We start from the raw sequence: 16990 nt of genomic DNA on the forward strand, positions 1-16990 counted from the left end.
AGAACGAAACGTTATCATTTTCATATAACAAACGGCAAGTCCCTCACCTTATACGGTGAGAGACTCCCCTGTTCTTTATAGACTAAAATCTATATTACGCATTTCGTGCAATAATTGCTACCCAATCTTCCATTCGAAGCACTTCTTCAATTGTAAATCCAGCTTTTTCTAACGCTTCAGAAATTACTTTTTCTTTCGCCCCAATAATACCAGATGTAATAAATAATCCACCTGGCTTCACAACTCTCGCTGCATCTTCAGGGAATAGAAGAATAATTTCCGCTAGTAAATTTGCTACGATTAAATCAACTGGACCTTCAATACCTTCTAATAGACTATTCTGTCCAACATTGACAATGTCATCTGTTTTATTTAAGCGCACATTCATTTCTGCACTTTCAACTGCAACTGGGTCTAAATCATACGCTTGAACAGAAGCCGCACCTAATTTTGCCGCAGCAATACTAAGTACCCCTGAACCTGTCCCCACATCAATCACAGTATCACCTGGCTGAACCGTTTTTTCTAACGCACGAATACACATCGTTGTTGTTGGATGTGTCCCTGTACCAAACGCCATACCTGGATCTAATTCAATAATTTTTTCATCTGGAGAAGACGGTGTATACTCTTCCCACGTCGGCACAATTGTGAATGTATCAGAAATTTGAACTGGATGATAATACTTCTTCCAAGCAGTAGCCCAATCTTCCTCATCGACTTCATTAATTGTAATATTTCCTGTACCAATTTCGATGTCGAAAGATGGTAGTGCATCAATAGATGATTTTACACCTGCAACCGTTTCGTGTAAAGAATCCGTTTGTGGGAAATATGCTTTTACCAAAACACCCTCACTTGGATATTCATCTGGGTTAAGTGCATAAATCTCACCGTATTGTTGCTCGCGCTCTTTCGTCAACTCCGCTGGGTCCTCAATCGCAACCCCGCTAGCGCCTGCTTCATGCAAAATATGAGAGACAGCTTCTACTGCTTCTTCTGTTGTATGAATACTAATTTCTGACCATTTCACAATTTACCAACTCCATTTTTTATTTCCATTATTCCCCTTTGAAAGCACGTTTAAGCTTTCTGAATAAGCTATCATCCTGCTCTTCTTGCCCTGCAAATTCACGCAATAAATCTTTTTGATGTGAAGTTAATTTCGTCGGCACAACAACACGAACGACTACATATTGATCTCCTTGACCATATCCACGTACGTTCGGAGCACCTTTTCCTTTTAAGCGGAATTCTGTTCCTGTTTGTGTTCCTGCTGGAATTTTCAGCTTCACTTTGCCATGAACGGTAGGAACTTCTACTTCCGCACCAAGTGCCATTTGCGCAAATGTTAATGGCATTTCGCAAATAATGTGATCCCCTTCGCGCGCAAAGAATTCATGATTTCTCACATGAACAACAACATATAAGTCACCTGCCGGTCCGCCATTTACGCCTGCTTCACCTTTTCCAGATACACGAATTTGTTGACCATTATCGATACCCGCTGGAATTTTAACATTGATTTTTTTGCGTTTACGAACTTTACCAGAACCATGGCATGTCGTACATTTCTCTTTAATCATTTGACCTGTTCCTGAACAATGCCCACAAGCTTGACGGTTTACAATACGCCCAAATGGTGTATTTTGTTCTACACTTACTTGCCCTGATCCTGAACAATGTTTACATGTTTCTTTTGAAGTCCCTGGTTTTGCTCCGCTACCCTTACAAGTATCACATGGATCCTCCACTGGAATCTCAACATTTAACTCTTTACCAAAAATAGCTTCTTCAAACTCTAAAGTAACTTGATATTGTAAATCAGCACCTTGACGCGGAGCATTCGGATCACGACGTCTGCCGCCACCGCCACCAAAGAATGAACTGAAGATATCTTCAAATCCGAAACCACCGCCGAAGTCGCCTCCACCGAAACCTTGATTCGGACCCGCGTGACCAAACTGATCATACTGCGCGCGTTTTTGATCGTCACTTAATACTTCGTATGCTTCTTGTACTTCTTTAAACTTTTCAATTGCATTTTCTTCTTTACTTACGTCTGGATGGTACTTTTTAGCCAAACCACGATACGCTTTTTTTATTTCATCTTTAGAAGCACCCTTGCTAAGTCCAAGGACCTCATAATAGTCTCGTTTATTCATAAATTTGCAACCCCCGAATCTTTCACATAAACGTAATTTTAACACCGAAAGAAAGTGCTTTGCAACAAAGTTTCCTCACTTACAGTATGCAAAATAAAAAACTTAAGATCCTCACACATTTCTTCTTATTCGTGAAAAAAGCCAAAGCCAAGGCACGCTTGACTTTGACTTTTTGTCATCTTACTTATTTTATTTCACTGTATTACTTGTCTTCTTTTACTTCTTCAAACTCAGCGTCTACTACATTATCTTTTTTCGCGCCAGCGTCTTGTGCTCCTTGTGCACCTTCTGCTTGCCCTGCAGCTGCTTGAGCTTGCTCGTATAATTTAACAGTTAATTGTTGTACGATTTCTTGAAGAGCATCTTTTTTCACACGGATTTCTTCAAGTTCGTTTTTCTCGATTGCCGCTTGTAATGCTTCTTTCGCTTCCGTTGCTTTCGCTACTTCAGCTGCATCTACTTTACCTTCTAAATCTTTTACAACTTTGTCTGTTTGGAATACAAGTTGGTCAGCTTCGTTACGAAGTTCAACTTCTTCCTTACGTTTTTGGTCAGCGTCAGCATTTGATTCCGCTTCTTGTACCATACGATCTACTTCTTCATCAGAAAGACCTGAAGAAGATTGGATTGTAATAGTTTGCTCTTTACTTGTTCCTAAGTCTTTTGCACGTACGTTAACGATACCGTTCGCATCAATATCGAATGTTACTTCGATTTGTGGAATTCCACGTGGTGCTGGCGGAAGGTCTGTTAATTGGAAACGACCTAATGTTTTGTTGTCAGCTGACATTGGACGCTCACCTTGTAGTACGTGAATGTCTACCGCTGGTTGGTTATCAGCAGCTGTTGAGAATACTTGTGACTTACTTGTTGGAATTGTAGTGTTACGCTCGATTAATTTCGTGAACACACCACCCATAGTTTCGATACCTAAAGAAAGTGGAGTTACGTCTAATAATAGAACGCCCTCTACATCACCAGTAAGTACGCCACCTTGAACTGCAGCACCTAATGCTACAACTTCATCTGGGTTTACACCTTTGTATGGCTCTTTACCAGTTTCACGTTTAATTGCTTCTTGTACAGCTGGGATACGAGTAGAACCACCAACTAGGATAACTTTATCTAATTCGCTTGGAGAAAAACCAGCGTCTTTTAATGCACGACGAGTTGGCTCTAATGTTCTTTCAACAAGACCAGCTGAAATTTCTTCGAATTTAGCTCTTGTTAACGTTAATTCTAAGTGTAATGGACCAGCAGCTCCAGCACTAATGAATGGTAATGAAATTTGTGTTTGTGTTACACCAGAAAGATCTTTCTTCGCTTTTTCAGCTGCATCTTTCAAACGTTGAAGTGCCATTTTATCTTGGCTTAAATCAATGCTATTTTCTTTTTTGAATTCAGCTACTAAATGATCGATGATAACTTGGTCAAAGTCATCTCCACCAAGACGGTTGTCACCAGCAGTTGAAATAACTTCAAATGTTCCATCTGCTAACTCAAGGATAGATACGTCAAACGTACCGCCACCTAAGTCATATACTAGAATTTTTTGTTCTTCATCTTGTTTTTCTAAACCGTAAGCAAGTGCTGCTGCTGTTGGTTCGTTAATGATACGCTCTACTTCTAAACCAGCAATACGACCAGCATCTTTTGTCGCTTGGCGTTCTGCATCGTTGAAGTATGCTGGTACTGTAATAACAGCTTTCGTCACTGTTTCACCTAAGTACGCTTCAGCAGAAGCTTTTAAGTTTTGTAAAATGATTGCAGAAATTTCTTGAGGTGTATAATCTTTACCTTCAACTTCTACTTTATAGTCTGTACCCATATGACGTTTAACAGACATGATTGTATTTGGGTTTGTAATTGCTTGACGTTTCGCAACTTCCCCAACTTGACGCTCTTCATTTTTGAAAGCTACAACAGAAGGTGTTGTACGATTTCCTTCTGGATTTGGGATAACCTTTGGTTCTCCACCTTCCATAACAGCTACACAAGAGTTTGTTGTACCTAAGTCAATACCGATAATTTTACTCATAGCGAATCCTCCTACATTTATGTAAATTATTGATTTACTTTTACCATTGATGGGCGAATCACACGGTCTTTTAGTTTATAGCCCTTTTGGAATTCCTCCACAACCGCGTTTGATTCAAACTCACTGTCTTCTACTTGCATAACAGCTTGGTGCTCATGAGGATCGAACTGTTTACCAACAGCTTCAATCGCTTCAACACCTTCTTTAGTCAGCGCTTCTAACAATTGACGATGCACCATTTCCATACCTTGTAATAAGGACTTCATTTGATCATCAGTTGCTTCCACTTGCATTGCTCTTTCAAAATTATCAAGAGCTGGCAGAATATCTGACACAAGACTTTGTGCTCTATATTTTTCAGCAGCCTGTTTATCCATTTGAACGCGGCGCTTATGATTTTCAAAATCAGCTTGTAGACGTAGTGTGCGACCTTCCGTTTCCGTTAGTTTCGCTTGTAACTCATCCACTGTTTCTTGTAAAAGAGCAGCTTCACTTTTCTCTTCTACAGCTTCTTCACTGTTGTCTGTCGTGACAGCTTCTTCAACTTGCGCTTCTTTCACTTCTTCTACCACTTGTTCGTTACGCTCTTCCACAATTTTCACCTCCTTAAAAGGTATTAGGTATCACGCTTAGCACGATTACCTAAGCATTATATATTACACACAGCAATGAAATTTCCATCACTTGAGCGAATGTATTACTCTCATTTATTTTTTAAGTCCATCAGTAAATTGCCTTGTAAATAACTGCAACAAACTAATTACACGAGAGTATTGCATTCTCGTTGGACCTAAAATCGCAATTGTTCCAAGTTGCTCTTCTCCAATCGAATACGTTGCAGAAATTAAACTACAATCTTCCATAGCTATCGAAGAATTTTCCCTGCCAATTTTCACTTGAATACCTACTTGTTTATGACGCAAAATATCATAAAACTCAGCTTCGTTATCAATCATTGTCAGCAAGGATCTTACTTTTTGAATGTCATGGAACTCTGGCTGCGAAAGCATATTTGCTTTTCCTCCAAAGTATATCTTTTCCGATAAAGGAACTTGAAATGTACCATCCAACATTTTTATTGCACTATCGTAATTATGAACATACCCACGCAAGACTGTAACAATCTCTTTAAAGATTTTATTATGAAGTTCTGCCATAGGTATACCAGATAGCTTTTCATTTAAAATATTAACCATTTTTTCTAAATCTGATAAATCAACAGATTCCGGAACGGTAATCGTTTTACTTTGCACATGCCCTGTATCTGTTACAATAATAGCGACTGCTGTTTGACGATCAAGCGGTACAATCTGTACATTTTTAAGTTTATTTGTGCTCAATTTCGGACCAAGAACAATGGCCGTATAATTCGTAAGCTCTGATAAAATTTGAGCGGATTGTTGTGCAATTTTTTCTGCTTCAAAAATTCTTTCAGCAAATAAATCTTTAATTTGTACAATTTCATCAGTTGGTAAATTTTGTGGCGCTAAAAGATGGTCTACATAAAAACGATACCCTTTTTCAGAAGGAACACGCCCAGAAGAACTATGCGTTTTTTCAATAAATCCTAGTTCCTCTAAATCAGCCATTTCATTTCGAATAGTAGCTGAACTAAACGTAATTTCATCTTTCTTAGCCAACGTCCTCGAACCAACTGGTTGCGCTGATCCAATAAAGTCATCAACAATTGTTTGTAAAATTAAGAGCTGACGTTCCGTAAGCATCTCATCATCACCTCTGTTAGCACTCTTTGTCTTCGAGTGCTAAATCTATTAATAACTTACCAAAATTGACATTCAATTGTCAACGGAAACGTCACGAAATAACGAAACTTTTTCACGCTTATGGCACATTTAATTAATCAATCAAAAATGACTGGAATACTTCATTCCCTAATAGTTTCCCTTTCCTCGTTAAACAAACATGTCCATCTCTGTTTTCAAGTAATCCTTGTTCTTGATTACTTTGTAACTGCTTTGCAAAAACATGATCCATCTCCACATTAAATTTCTTTTGGAATTCTAACTTAGAAACACCTTTTGTTTTTCGAAGTCCTAAGAACAACTCTTCTTCCATTTTTTCTTTCTCTGTCACTGCGTGAACATCTAAATATGGAAATCCTGTCTCATCAATTTTAGTGAAATATTGCTTGAGCGGACCTACATTTTGAATTCGTTCCCCGTTCACATAGCTATGTGCTCCAGCTCCAAATCCATAATACTCTTCATTATTCCAGTATGTGAGATTGTGTCTACTTTCATTATCACCTTTTGAGAAGTTACTAATCTCATACTGGTTATAACCATTTTTCTCCATTTCATCCATTACCATTTCGTACATTTTCGCTTCATGGTCTTCACCTGGAAGTCTTAATTTCCCTTTATTCATTAAGTTATAAAATACGGTTTTCGGTTCCACAATTAAGGAATATGCTGAGAAATGTTGTACACCAAGCGTAAAGGCAATGTCTAATGTTTCCTTTACATCTTCTATCGTCTGTCCTGGCAGCGCATAAATTAAATCTACATTAATATTTGTAAAACCGACTTCCTGCGCTTCTCGAATTGCTACGAATGCATCTTCTCTCGTATGCCTGCGTCCAATCTTCTCAAGTAGCTCATCACGAAACGTTTGCACACCAAAACTAATTCGGTTTACTCCACCTTCTAGCAATAAGTTCAACTTCTCTTTCGGTAAATCACCTGGATTCGCTTCAAATGTTAATTCACAATTCGGCGCAAATGGACGCAAACGACGGTTAATGATGTCGAGTAGCTGTTTTGTTTGCTCCATATTTAAAGCTGTCGGAGTTCCTCCGCCAACAAAAATCGTTTTCATACTTTCAAACGGTACTTTTTGAACCGTATTTATTATTTCTTTCTCTAAATATTGTAAGTATTGATCAACCGGTTGGCGTTCAATAAATACTTTATTAAAATCACAATAGTGACAAATATGCTGACAAAATGGAATATGAATATATGCAGCTTGTACCAAATATAGCTCCTACCTTTCTAAAAAGAAAACCTCCGCGTTCCGGAGGGTCCTTTACTTTTATAAAGTGTTACGAATTTGTTCCATTCGCATTTTTCCCCAATCATACATCATTTCAACGATCGGTAAAAGCGACATACCTAATTCCGTCATATAGTACTCAACTCGCGGAGGAATTTCCGGGTATACTGTTCGATCAATAATCCCGTCCTCCATTAACTCTTTCAATTGATTTGACAACACTTTATGAGAAATGCTCGGGAACAGACGTTGTAATTCACTAAAACGATGCGGACCTTCCACACCTAAGTGCCACAATATCACAACTTTCCACTTCCCACTAATAATAGAAAGCGTCAGTTCCTTTTCGCAATTAAAATTACCTTTTTGTATTTTCTCTCGAATATCTTTTCGAATATTTTCGGACATTAATAGTCTCCTAACTCTATATCAATCACTAAAAAGCTCTCTCACTATTGTAAATGAGAGATGCTAAGATGTCTAAAAAGTAGCATATAAAAAAAGAAGCCGAACGAACGGCTTCTACTTTTATCACAATTGGTGCGGGCTAATAATTAGCGAAGAATAGAAAAATCCCCACTAATTATAGTTCACTCTATTAGTTATCATCCATTTTCAGTACAGCCATGAATGCTTCTTGCGGCACTTCTACAGAACCAACAGACTTCATACGTTTTTTACCTTCTTTTTGCTTATCAAGAAGTTTACGCTTACGAGAAATGTCACCACCGTAACATTTTGCAAGTACGTTTTTACGCATCGCCTTAATTGTAGAACGAGATACAACTTTATTTCCGATAGTCGCCTGAATTGGCACTTCAAACTGTTGTCTTGGAATTAATTTCTTTAATTTCTCTACAATTACTTTACCACGGTCATACGCTGAATCACGATGTACAATAAATGATAAAGCATCCACTTGTTCATTATTTAAAAGAATATCCATTTTCACAAGCTTAGATGGTTTATAACCAATTAACTCGTAGTCAAATGATGCATATCCTTTCGTATTTGATTTCAATTGATCGAAGAAATCATATACAATTTCTGATAACGGGATTTCATATGTCAATGTAACACGTGTTTCATCTAAATATTGCATATCAATAAACGTTCCACGTTTCCCTTGGCAAATTTCCATTACAGCTCCAACATAGTCATTCGGAACCATAATTGCAGCCTTCACAAACGGCTCTTCTACACGATCGATAGCCTGTGGATCTGGCATATTAGATGGATTATCAACAATAAGATCTTCACCGTTTGTTAAATACACTTTATAAATAACGCTTGGCGCTGTTGTAATTAAGTCAATCTTGAATTCACGTTCAATACGTTCTTGAATAATCTCCATGTGAAGCAGCCCTAAGAAGCCACAACGGAAACCAAAACCTAAAGCTTGAGATGTTTCAGGCTCAAATTCAAGAGCAGAATCATTCAATTCTAGTTTTTCTAACGCATCACGTAAGTCGTTATAACGTGCAGAATCGATTGGATATAAACCACAGAATACCATTGGATTTAATTTACGATACCCTTTTAACGGCTCTACAGCCTGACGTTTCGCATGTGTAATCGTATCACCTACGCGTGTATCGCCTACGTTTTTAATAGATGCTGCTAAGAAACCTACATCACCTACTGTTAACTCGTCACGTTGCGTTGTTTTCGGTGTAAACACACCTACTTCTGTTACTTCAAATTCTTTTCCAGTTGCCATCATACGTACTTTATCGCCAACTTTTACCGTTCCATTTACAACACGGATATATGCAATTACACCACGGTACGGATCATATAAAGAATCAAAAATCATACATTGTAACGGCTCTTCTGAATCACCTGTTGGAGCTGGTACCTTTTCAACGATTTGTTCTAAAATATCTTCAATACCAATGCCAGCTTTCGCTGAAGCAAGTACAGCTTCCGATGCATCTAAACCAATTACATCTTCTACCTCTTGACGTACGCGTTCTGGGTCTGCACTTGGTAAGTCGATTTTATTAATAACTGGTAAGATTTCTAAATTATTATCAAGCGCTAAATATACGTTCGCTAATGTTTGCGCCTCAATTCCTTGCGCTGCATCCACAACAAGAATTGCACCTTCACAAGCCGCTAAACTACGAGATACTTCGTACGTAAAGTCGACGTGTCCTGGAGTATCGATTAAGTGAAGAATATACTCTTCACCGTCTTTCGCTTTATACGTTAGTTGTACTGCATTTAATTTAATTGTAATACCACGCTCACGCTCCAACTCCATAGAGTCAAGCAATTGCGCCTTCATTTCGCGCTGTGCCAACGCGTTTGTTTTCTCCAAAATACGGTCTGCCAACGTTGATTTCCCGTGGTCAATGTGAGCAATGATGGAGAAGTTACGAATTTTGGACTGTCTTTTTGCTCTTTCTTCTTTATTCATCTATGTTCTCAACTCCTAATAGTCTCGCCAATATACACTAGCACTGATTATATCAATAGAGCAGCAAAGATTCAATGAAAACTCGTGCTGCTTACAATACAAATCACTCTATCTATATCTTATGCGAACAAACCATAAGAGACAAACCTTTTTCAAATTAAAGGACGACTCTCTTACAAACCAATAAGACAACCGTCCTTCCTGCTATCCTTAACTAAAAATCCCTTTTATTGCCCCAACCACTATATCCGTCCCAAACTTTGTCATATCACGAGCAACACTTGCTATCGCCATACCGATACCTTCTACAACATTAAAACTTCTTAAACTTTCTAACTGTTTTTGTTTTTCAATAGCCGAAAACGTATCTCTCGAAATTTCTGATTCAGCCCCAGCGCCTTCTGTTCCTGTCATATGAGCAATTTGTTCATATGACAGCTGACGATACCCCTTCATACTTTTCAGACCATGATTAGCGAGTCCCACTCCAGCTATCATCATAAGCAAGCATAAAACTGTACCGCATATACATAACAGCGTAAATCGACTCAAACTATTTCTGCCTCTTTCCATCAATGTGTATAGGCCCCTGTGTTATCTTGATCAATCTGATGATGCAGTGCTGCATTTAAACCACTTGCTATTACATTTGCCATATCCTCAATAAACGCATCTACTTCTTTTGGGGTTACCATTAAATTATGACCAAGAGGAGATAACACTTCATAAATCAACTTTCTCTTTTCTTCTTCTTCTAACGTACCAATAGCCCCTAAAAACATATTTCGACTCTTTTCATCTGGCATATCTTCTTCTGTTAATTTTTTCTTTTCTCCAAATGTAAAACCTGCTGGCAATAAAGAGCGTGACGGTTTGTTTCCTTCTTTCAGTTCCCGGCCAAAATGTTTCAAAATAAAATCAATTGTATCACTCGTAATCGAAACAGCATCTACCACAGTTGGCACACCAATTGCGATAACAGGAATACCTAATGTTTCTTTACTTAGTTCCTTACGCTTATTCCCAACACCAGATCCTGGATGAATTCCTGTATCAGAAATTTGTATCGTACTATTTACTCGTTCAATAGAACGCGCAGCTAATGCATCAATTGCGATGACAAAGTCTGGTTTTGTCTTTTCAATAATTCCGTAAATGACATCGCTCGTTTCGATTCCTGTAATTCCCATTACCCCTGGACGAATGGCACTAACAGGTCTAAACCCTTCTTCCACACTTTCAGGCTGCAATTTAAACAAATGTCTCGTCACCAGTACGTTCTCTACAACTATCGGTCCGAGTGCATCCGGCGTTACATTCCAATTCCCAAGACCTACGATTAAACAACTCGCTTCTTTTGAAACTCCAACCTCTTCTAAGAAATAAGAAAATTCTTTTGCAAAAATACGCTCTACCTTTTGCTGAAGTTCCGTATCTTGTTGTCGTATACCTTGCACCTCAAGAGTTAAATAATTCCCAGGTTTTTTCCCCATCGACTCAGATGCAATTTCATCAATAGTTACTTTTGTAATTGTAACTCCCTCTTCTTCCCTCTCTTTTACAATAACTCCCTGTATCCCTTTTTGTTCTTCTTGGCGCTCTTGCAGCATTTGGTGCGCCTCTACAGCAAGGTCAGTTCTAACACTATATTTACTTAAATCTAATGGTTCTTTCATCGTATCTCCTCCGTAATTCATAGTAAATATCGTTAGATTTCCCCAAGTTATATTAGGTCATTCTTTCCTTTACGTGAAATTTCATTGATATACTATTGCAATTCTCTTCACCGTTTGATAAAATATCACTTGTTCTATGTAAGAATCGAGTCATTCGATTGCACCAGGGAGGTGAAAAGTATGGCAAACATCAAATCTGCTATCAAACGCGCTAAACTTAGCGAAGAGCGTCGTTCACATAACGCTTCTATCAAGTCTGACATGCGTACTGCTGTTAAAACTGTAGAAACTTTAGTTACTAATAACGATCTTGAAAATGCTAAAGAAGCTTTCAAAACTGCTTCTAAAAAACTTGACAAAGCAGCTCGTAAAGGTCTTATCCACCAAAACGCTGCAGCTCGTCAAAAATCTCGCTTAGCGAAACAAGTAAACGCGTAAGGCGTTTAAAAAACGATCCATTCGGATCGTTTTTTATATACACAAAAAGTTCACGTATTTAGTACGTGAACTTTTTTGTGTTACTACATATGATTTAACCGCATTAAGAAAAACTCAAGCACAAGTTTCTTATCCATCTTTCCAGCCTTCATACTATAATCAGCTTCCGCTAATTCTATAATAACTTTTTTTAATTCTTCAAAAGAGAAAAACTTTGTTTGATTCATCGCCAACTTTACCCGGTACGGGTGCACACCAATATGGGAAGCAATTTGATTTTGTCCGTAACCACGCTGTTGTAATTCTTTCACTTGATGGAGCAAGCGGAATTGACTTACTAATAACGCGAGCAGTTTAATTGGTTCTTCCTGCTGTGTAAATAATCCGTCTAAAATTTGCATCGCACCAGCGATATCTTTTTTCACCACTTTTTCTGTTAAAGCAAACACATTTTGCTCAACAGATTTCGGCACAAGTTCCGTGACAAGTTTTGGCGTAATTTCTCCGCCCATACCGACGTATAACGTTAACTTGTCCATTTCCTTCGCCAACATTGTTACATTACTTCCCACAAGCTCTAACAACAAACTAACAGCTGCATTATCAATATGCACATGCACCTCATCCGCACGAGAAACAATCCACTTCTGAACATCCTGCACTTGCATCGCATTTGCTTCTATTACATCCGCTGTTTTCTTTAATAGTTTTGTAATTTTTTTTCGTTCGTCTAATTTTTCATAAGGCGCAACAAAAACAAGAATAGAAAAAGGAGATGGCTCCCCAATATATTCTTCTAAAATTTTTATATTTTGTTCTAATTTTTCTTTTTGTGCCGTTAAAAATAATGGTGATTTTATTAATATAACTTTACGCTCTCCAAAAAAAGGAAGCGTATGCGCATCCTCAACTACATCTTCTAAATACGCTTCTTCCAAATCGTATGTCACAACATTAAACTCTCGATCTTCCTCTTCAAGCGCTTCCGTTGTAATAAGCTTTATCGTTTCATTTATAAAATAGGCTTCCGTTCCATACAGTACATACAACGGAGCGAACTGTTTCTTTTTAATCTTCTTATGTATATCACTCATATTTTTTCCTACTCCCTAACTTGGCAATATATATTTATACTAATGCCCTAGCTTTTGTTTTACAAGTACAAAGGGACGGGCTTTATAACCCGCCCCTTTATTTATATAAAACGCCACGCAATAAGCCCCGGATTTCTTATTGGTGTGCGGTAATCACCTTCCCTTTATTATTTACAATAATAATCTTAGTATAAGTGCCAACTGTTAACATGATTGGAAATGAAAAATTCACGCTACTTAACTAACTAGAAAAGTATACAAATACTCTATTTCGCTTCATATGGAAATTGTAGATTTTTTTCTGACAATATTCTATACTAAAATGGAATGTTGGGGAGGGATTCTAAATGAATGATTTTGAACAAAACGTTCAAAGTAAACGCAATGACGCTATTGATTCAGGGGTAGGATTTATCGTCTCATTTGGTTTTTTCGCAACACTTTTCATTATTGCAACTGTTATTAAATTCATCGGTTCTTAAAGGCTGCTGCTTAACGGCAGTCTTCTTTTTTTCATCTTCTATGTGTTTCATCATATGTGATTTTACTTTGAAAGGTTCCTTTTTCTCCATTAAAAACATAGGAAATAGCACCTTGCTTATCCGTACGCCATATATCAATACCCATCTTCTTAAAACGCTCTATAACTTCCTTATGCGGGTGCCCATACCTATTACGCTCTCCCACAGAAATAATCGCTACAGTAGGCTGTACAAGGCTTAAAAAAGGATCTGTAGACGATGTTTTACTCCCATGGTGGGCAACTTTTAAAATATTAGCCCGCAAATCAGGATATGTCGATACTATAAACTTTTCTCCTTCTTCTTCTAAATCACCCGTAAATAGCCATGTTAGTCCCCCTAGTCTGGCCCATAGTACAATCGAAGAGTCATTTTCTCCCTTTTCTTTCCCCTTTGGAGCTAATACGAAAAATTCCGCTTCATTTACCCTCCAACCTTCCCCTTCTCCTACTACACTTATCTTCATGCTCTTTTCTAACGCCTTTTTCTTCACCACTTTTTCCAATACAGCATCTTGTTCCTTTCTCCCAAATACAACTTCTTTTACAATAATAGATGACAGCAAATCCAGCGCAGCACCTATATGATCCGCATCTCCATGCGTTACAATTAATTTATCAATCGTTTTTATACCTTCTTTTTGTAAGAAAGGAACCAGAATATCATGCCCAACAGAAAATTCATGCTTTTTCTGTTGCCACACTTCCTTCTTGACGGGAAGGGCTCCACCTGTATCAATAAGATAAACCTCTTTATCGTACGGAAGACGAATTAATATTGCATCTCCCTGTCCAACATCAAGAAATGTAACACTCCCACTTTCGCGAAAATATGGATATACATAATGACAAGTACTAATAAAAAGAAACACACCCACAACTATGCACAAAATTTTTTTCGTTATTACTCTTTCCCAAATCACAAATATACTAACGATACTAAAACAATATATAGCCACAAGAAATAAAGGAGTTTGACCAAAAGTAAGTCGGATGAAAGGGAAACTTTCACAGTAACTTAGAAAGTCATTAGAAATGGTTAAACATAATGAAAGTACATATGCAATTCCTTTTGCGAAAAATGGAATAACCGGCATACATATAAGAATAATAATGCTACACGGCAATACAATAATGGATAGAAAAGGAACATATATAAGATTGAGGAAAATGCTATAAGGAGAAAAATAACCAAAATGATATAACAAGATGGGGGTACTAGCGAGCTGTGAAATTATAGAAATGTAAATAGAATTTCGAACTACTCCATTACTACGCCCTAATAATATCGGCGCAGATAGTAGTAAAGCAAAACTACCTACAAATGAGAATTGAAATCCAATGTTGAAAATAAGATACGGATCGTATATAAGCATACATATAGCTGTTATACTTAAGGCGTCTAGACTAGATAAGCGAATAGAGCACATGAAAGCTACCAACAATAAAACTCCTGTTATAGAAGCCCTCACAACAGATGGCGACGCCCCAGCTACGATCATATATAGAGGAATGCAAACTATAAGGCATACTGTTGCTGTCTCTTTCGTCACACCACTTCTTAGTAAAACAAAATACATTATAACCATTAATAATACGATATGCGATCCTGAAATTGCCAACAAATGTATAAGACCAAATTGTTGATATTGCTCTTCTACTTCAAACGTCATTTGTTGTCGATCTCCAAATAATAATGCGTTCATAAATGCACCTGATTGTTCTGGGAACATTTCTGTAACTTTCGAGATTGTTTGTTGCCTGAGAAGAAAAATCCATTGCACGAGTGACAACGATGTTTTTTGGCATTCAGAAATGTATGTCACATCAAATATAAAATGTATTTTTTGCTGATATAAATAATTACGATAATCAAAAACATGAAAATTCCGGGCAGTTTGTGGTTCTTTCACCTCCCCTTTAAATGTACACGATATACCTGCATGTAATTGTTGCAACTGCTTCTTTTCCGAAGCAGATTGTATTTTATAATTTAACTGCACTAAGTTTTTATTCTGATCCTCAATTTGAAAAGAGAGACGATTTCCATTAATTAGAGGTGTATTTTGCACGACCCCTCGTGTAACTTCGTAGGGCTCCCCTAGCGGCTTATTTAGACTCTGAACATATGTGGTGTACATAGCGCCACTAAAACACGCTATCATACAAAATATGAAGGTTTTACGCGAAGTACGATATAAACAAAATAAAACATAACAAACGAAACAACAAGCAGTCAACAAATGCGACGTGGAAAAGGTAATTGCAATCCCAATTATAAACGAGATTGCAACATAGCCCCATTGTCCATTCAACTCATACTCACTCCTTATAGCATCATTTTCGCTTTAGTGAATACACGCTGTAATTCTTCCATTGATAAATTATCTTTTTCTAAAGCTGCGAATAATTCCTTTAGCTGCAAATGACGCTCTTGTTCCTCTAGCGATGTAATATCATATTCTAGCGGAACGTGCTTCACTGTTACACTCGCCTGTTCAAATAACTCTACGGCATACGGATGATTTTTATAATCCTGTGCATAATAAACTGCTGTAACACCACTTTGAATAATCGCCTTACAGCACTGCAAACAAGGAAAATGTGTGACATAAATTTCCGCTTCCTCTGTTTTTGCACCAAACTTCGCACATTGCAATAAAGCATTCATTTCCGCATGAATTGTACGAACGCAATGATTATCAATGACATAGCAACCATCGTCTATACAATGTACACCACCTTTAATTGAACCGTTATATCCACCAGCAATAATTCGTTTATCACGAACGATTGTCGCTCCTACTGCAAGCCTTGTACATGTACTACGTAAAGATAGTAGATGGCTTTGCGTCATAAAATATTGATCCCATGAAATTCGTTCCATATTTTTCACCTTCTTTTTTGTCTACTTGTAGTGTAGCGAAAAAAGAAAAACTTCGTCAATCTTTTACGGAATAATAATTTGATCTTTTATTTTCTCTAAAGACTTCGCCCCAATCCCATCAATTTCTAATAAATCTTCTATTTTCTGAAACGGACCGTGTTCTTCTCGGTATTTCAAAATACTTTCTGCCTTCCGAGAACCAATGCCTGTAATTTTTTCAAGTTGCTCTTTAGAAGCTGCGTTTATTTGAATCTTTGCCTCGCCCTTTGAAAAAGCGGCCACCTCTTGTACTTGCTCATTTTTATTGGGTACATAAAGGATCATTTGGTCTTGTACAATTTGCGCTAAATTCACCTTCTTCACATCTGCTTCTAGTAAAAAACCACCCGCCTTTTCAACGGCATCCTTCGCTCGGTCCCCCTCTTTCATTTCATACACACCTTCTCTTACAACCGCCCCTTTCACATCAATTATAATTATTTTTTTCTGTTCCTTTGTATCCAATACTTTCGGTTTACTTTTTTTCTCCACATCTTTCGCTTGAACTTCCGTTGTAATGAGCGATGGCTCCGTTTGCTGATTCGTTTTCCAGAAAAAAAGAAAAATCAAAGTGCCAATAATAACCACTAATCCCAACCATTTTTTCGGAAAATCCCACATCATTTTACACCTCTAATCATAAATTTATAACATCATTCATATTGTTTAGGAGAAAGCTGTTACGAAGGAGGGATG

Annotated in this window: 16 protein-coding genes; 2 read left to right on the plus strand and 14 right to left on the minus strand. The window is 37.6% G+C overall.

Annotated elements, in window-relative coordinates; genetic code table 11:
* Positions 1 to 94: 94 nt before the first annotated feature.
* From prmA to gpr, 10 genes are all read right to left on the minus strand, one after another.
* On the minus strand, positions 95 to 1033 hold the full coding sequence (gene prmA / locus NSQ47_RS15095; RefSeq protein WP_002145700.1) for a 50S ribosomal protein L11 methyltransferase: 939 nt from the start codon (positions 1031 to 1033) through the stop codon (positions 95 to 97).
* Between the two features lie 28 nt (positions 1034 to 1061).
* The gene (dnaJ, locus tag NSQ47_RS15100; RefSeq protein ID WP_088079386.1) at positions 1062 to 2165 is read right to left on the minus strand and encodes a chaperone protein DnaJ; all 1104 of its coding nucleotides are present in this window, start codon (positions 2163 to 2165) and stop codon (positions 1062 to 1064) included.
* Between the two features lie 202 nt (positions 2166 to 2367).
* On the minus strand, positions 2368 to 4203 hold the full coding sequence (gene dnaK / locus NSQ47_RS15105; protein WP_002111905.1) for a chaperone protein DnaK: 1836 nt from the start codon (positions 4201 to 4203) through the stop codon (positions 2368 to 2370).
* A gap of 26 nt (positions 4204 to 4229) precedes the next feature.
* On the minus strand, positions 4230 to 4796 hold the full coding sequence (gene grpE, locus NSQ47_RS15110) for a nucleotide exchange factor GrpE (RefSeq protein ID WP_002111906.1): 567 nt from the start codon (positions 4794 to 4796) through the stop codon (positions 4230 to 4232).
* A 114-nt stretch (positions 4797 to 4910) separates the two neighbouring features.
* Positions 4911 to 5927 (minus strand): heat-inducible transcriptional repressor HrcA, encoded by a 1017-nt coding sequence (gene hrcA / locus NSQ47_RS15115; RefSeq protein ID WP_002067157.1) that lies wholly within the window; start codon positions 5925 to 5927, stop codon positions 4911 to 4913.
* Between the two features lie 133 nt (positions 5928 to 6060).
* Positions 6061 to 7200 (minus strand): radical SAM family heme chaperone HemW, encoded by a 1140-nt coding sequence (gene hemW / locus NSQ47_RS15120; RefSeq protein ID WP_002160442.1) that lies wholly within the window; start codon positions 7198 to 7200, stop codon positions 6061 to 6063.
* A 57-nt stretch (positions 7201 to 7257) separates the two neighbouring features.
* Positions 7258 to 7626, minus strand: a complete 369-nt coding sequence (locus NSQ47_RS15125; protein WP_002160441.1) for a winged helix-turn-helix transcriptional regulator — start codon at positions 7624 to 7626, stop codon at positions 7258 to 7260.
* A 190-nt stretch (positions 7627 to 7816) separates the two neighbouring features.
* On the minus strand, positions 7817 to 9640 hold the full coding sequence (lepA, locus tag NSQ47_RS15130; protein ID WP_002145694.1) for an elongation factor 4: 1824 nt from the start codon (positions 9638 to 9640) through the stop codon (positions 7817 to 7819).
* Positions 9641 to 9850: 210 nt separating this feature from the next.
* Entirely contained in the window at positions 9851 to 10213 is a 363-nt protein-coding gene (locus tag NSQ47_RS15135) for a DUF3679 domain-containing protein (protein ID WP_033710758.1), read from the minus strand.
* Positions 10213 to 11316 carry a GPR endopeptidase gene (gpr, locus tag NSQ47_RS15140; protein ID WP_002111912.1) on the minus strand — a complete coding sequence of 368 codons (1104 nt, stop codon included), beginning with the start codon at positions 11314 to 11316 and terminating at the stop codon, positions 10213 to 10215. Before gpr ends, NSQ47_RS15135 begins: the two co-directional genes overlap by 1 nt.
* 180 nt (positions 11317 to 11496) lie before the next feature.
* On the opposite strand from gpr, the gene rpsT reads away from it, so the two are divergent.
* Complete coding sequence (gene rpsT, locus NSQ47_RS15145; RefSeq protein WP_002088694.1) at positions 11497 to 11754, plus strand: 30S ribosomal protein S20; 258 nt, start codon at positions 11497 to 11499, stop codon at positions 11752 to 11754.
* Positions 11755 to 11837: 83 nt separating this feature from the next.
* Here the strand turns inward: rpsT and holA are convergent, their stop codons facing one another.
* Complete coding sequence (gene holA, locus NSQ47_RS15150) at positions 11838 to 12848, minus strand: DNA polymerase III subunit delta (RefSeq protein WP_341037257.1); 1011 nt, start codon at positions 12846 to 12848, stop codon at positions 11838 to 11840.
* 347 nt (positions 12849 to 13195) lie between these two features.
* Here holA and NSQ47_RS15155 point away from each other — a divergent pair, with 347 nt between their 5' ends.
* Positions 13196 to 13330 (plus strand): YqzM family protein, encoded by a 135-nt coding sequence (locus tag NSQ47_RS15155; RefSeq protein WP_000997609.1) that lies wholly within the window; start codon positions 13196 to 13198, stop codon positions 13328 to 13330.
* Positions 13331 to 13361: 31 nt separating this feature from the next.
* Here the strand turns inward: NSQ47_RS15155 and NSQ47_RS15160 are convergent, their stop codons facing one another.
* The 3 genes from NSQ47_RS15160 to NSQ47_RS15170 form a co-directional block, all read right to left on the minus strand.
* Positions 13362 to 15683: a DNA internalization-related competence protein ComEC/Rec2 gene (locus NSQ47_RS15160; protein ID WP_341037258.1), complete on the minus strand. Its 2322-nt coding sequence runs from the start codon at positions 15681 to 15683 to the stop codon at positions 13362 to 13364.
* Between the two features lie 14 nt (positions 15684 to 15697).
* Positions 15698 to 16255: a ComE operon protein 2 gene (locus tag NSQ47_RS15165; protein ID WP_002088698.1), complete on the minus strand. Its 558-nt coding sequence runs from the start codon at positions 16253 to 16255 to the stop codon at positions 15698 to 15700.
* A 63-nt stretch (positions 16256 to 16318) separates the two neighbouring features.
* A complete protein-coding gene (locus NSQ47_RS15170; RefSeq protein WP_341037260.1) occupies positions 16319 to 16918 on the minus strand; it encodes a helix-hairpin-helix domain-containing protein in 600 nt (199 codons plus the stop codon).
* Positions 16919 to 16990 lie beyond the last annotated feature (72 nt).

It is taken from the genome of Bacillus sp. FSL R10-2780 (assembly GCF_038006125.1).
In the GTDB taxonomy this organism is placed as follows: domain Bacteria; phylum Bacillota; class Bacilli; order Bacillales; family Bacillaceae_G; genus Bacillus_A; species Bacillus_A cereus_U.

What these genes read in the sequence shown, in the direction of transcription:
- NSQ47_RS15125 (WP_002160441.1), bottom strand. Translation starts at nt 7,626, where the DNA reads ATGTCCGAAAATATTCGAAAAGATATTCGAGAGAAAATACAAAAAGGT.
- hrcA (WP_002067157.1), bottom strand. Translation starts at nt 5,927, where the DNA reads ATGCTTACGGAACGTCAGCTCTTAATTTTACAAACAATTGTTGATGAC.
- rpsT (WP_002088694.1), top strand. Translation starts at nt 11,497, where the DNA reads ATGGCAAACATCAAATCTGCTATCAAACGCGCTAAACTTAGCGAAGAG.
- NSQ47_RS15155 (WP_000997609.1), top strand. Translation starts at nt 13,196, where the DNA reads ATGAATGATTTTGAACAAAACGTTCAAAGTAAACGCAATGACGCTATT.
- holA (WP_341037257.1), bottom strand. Translation starts at nt 12,848, where the DNA reads ATGAGTGATATACATAAGAAGATTAAAAAGAAACAGTTCGCTCCGTTG.
- NSQ47_RS15135 (WP_033710758.1), bottom strand. Translation starts at nt 10,213, where the DNA reads ATGGAAAGAGGCAGAAATAGTTTGAGTCGATTTACGCTGTTATGTATA.
- gpr (WP_002111912.1), bottom strand. Translation starts at nt 11,316, where the DNA reads ATGAAAGAACCATTAGATTTAAGTAAATATAGTGTTAGAACTGACCTT.
- dnaK (WP_002111905.1), bottom strand. Translation starts at nt 4,203, where the DNA reads ATGAGTAAAATTATCGGTATTGACTTAGGTACAACAAACTCTTGTGTA.
- lepA (WP_002145694.1), bottom strand. Translation starts at nt 9,640, where the DNA reads ATGAATAAAGAAGAAAGAGCAAAAAGACAGTCCAAAATTCGTAACTTC.
- NSQ47_RS15165 (WP_002088698.1), bottom strand. Translation starts at nt 16,255, where the DNA reads ATGGAACGAATTTCATGGGATCAATATTTTATGACGCAAAGCCATCTA.
- dnaJ (WP_088079386.1), bottom strand. Translation starts at nt 2,165, where the DNA reads ATGAATAAACGAGACTATTATGAGGTCCTTGGACTTAGCAAGGGTGCT.
- NSQ47_RS15170 (WP_341037260.1), bottom strand. Translation starts at nt 16,918, where the DNA reads ATGATGTGGGATTTTCCGAAAAAATGGTTGGGATTAGTGGTTATTATT.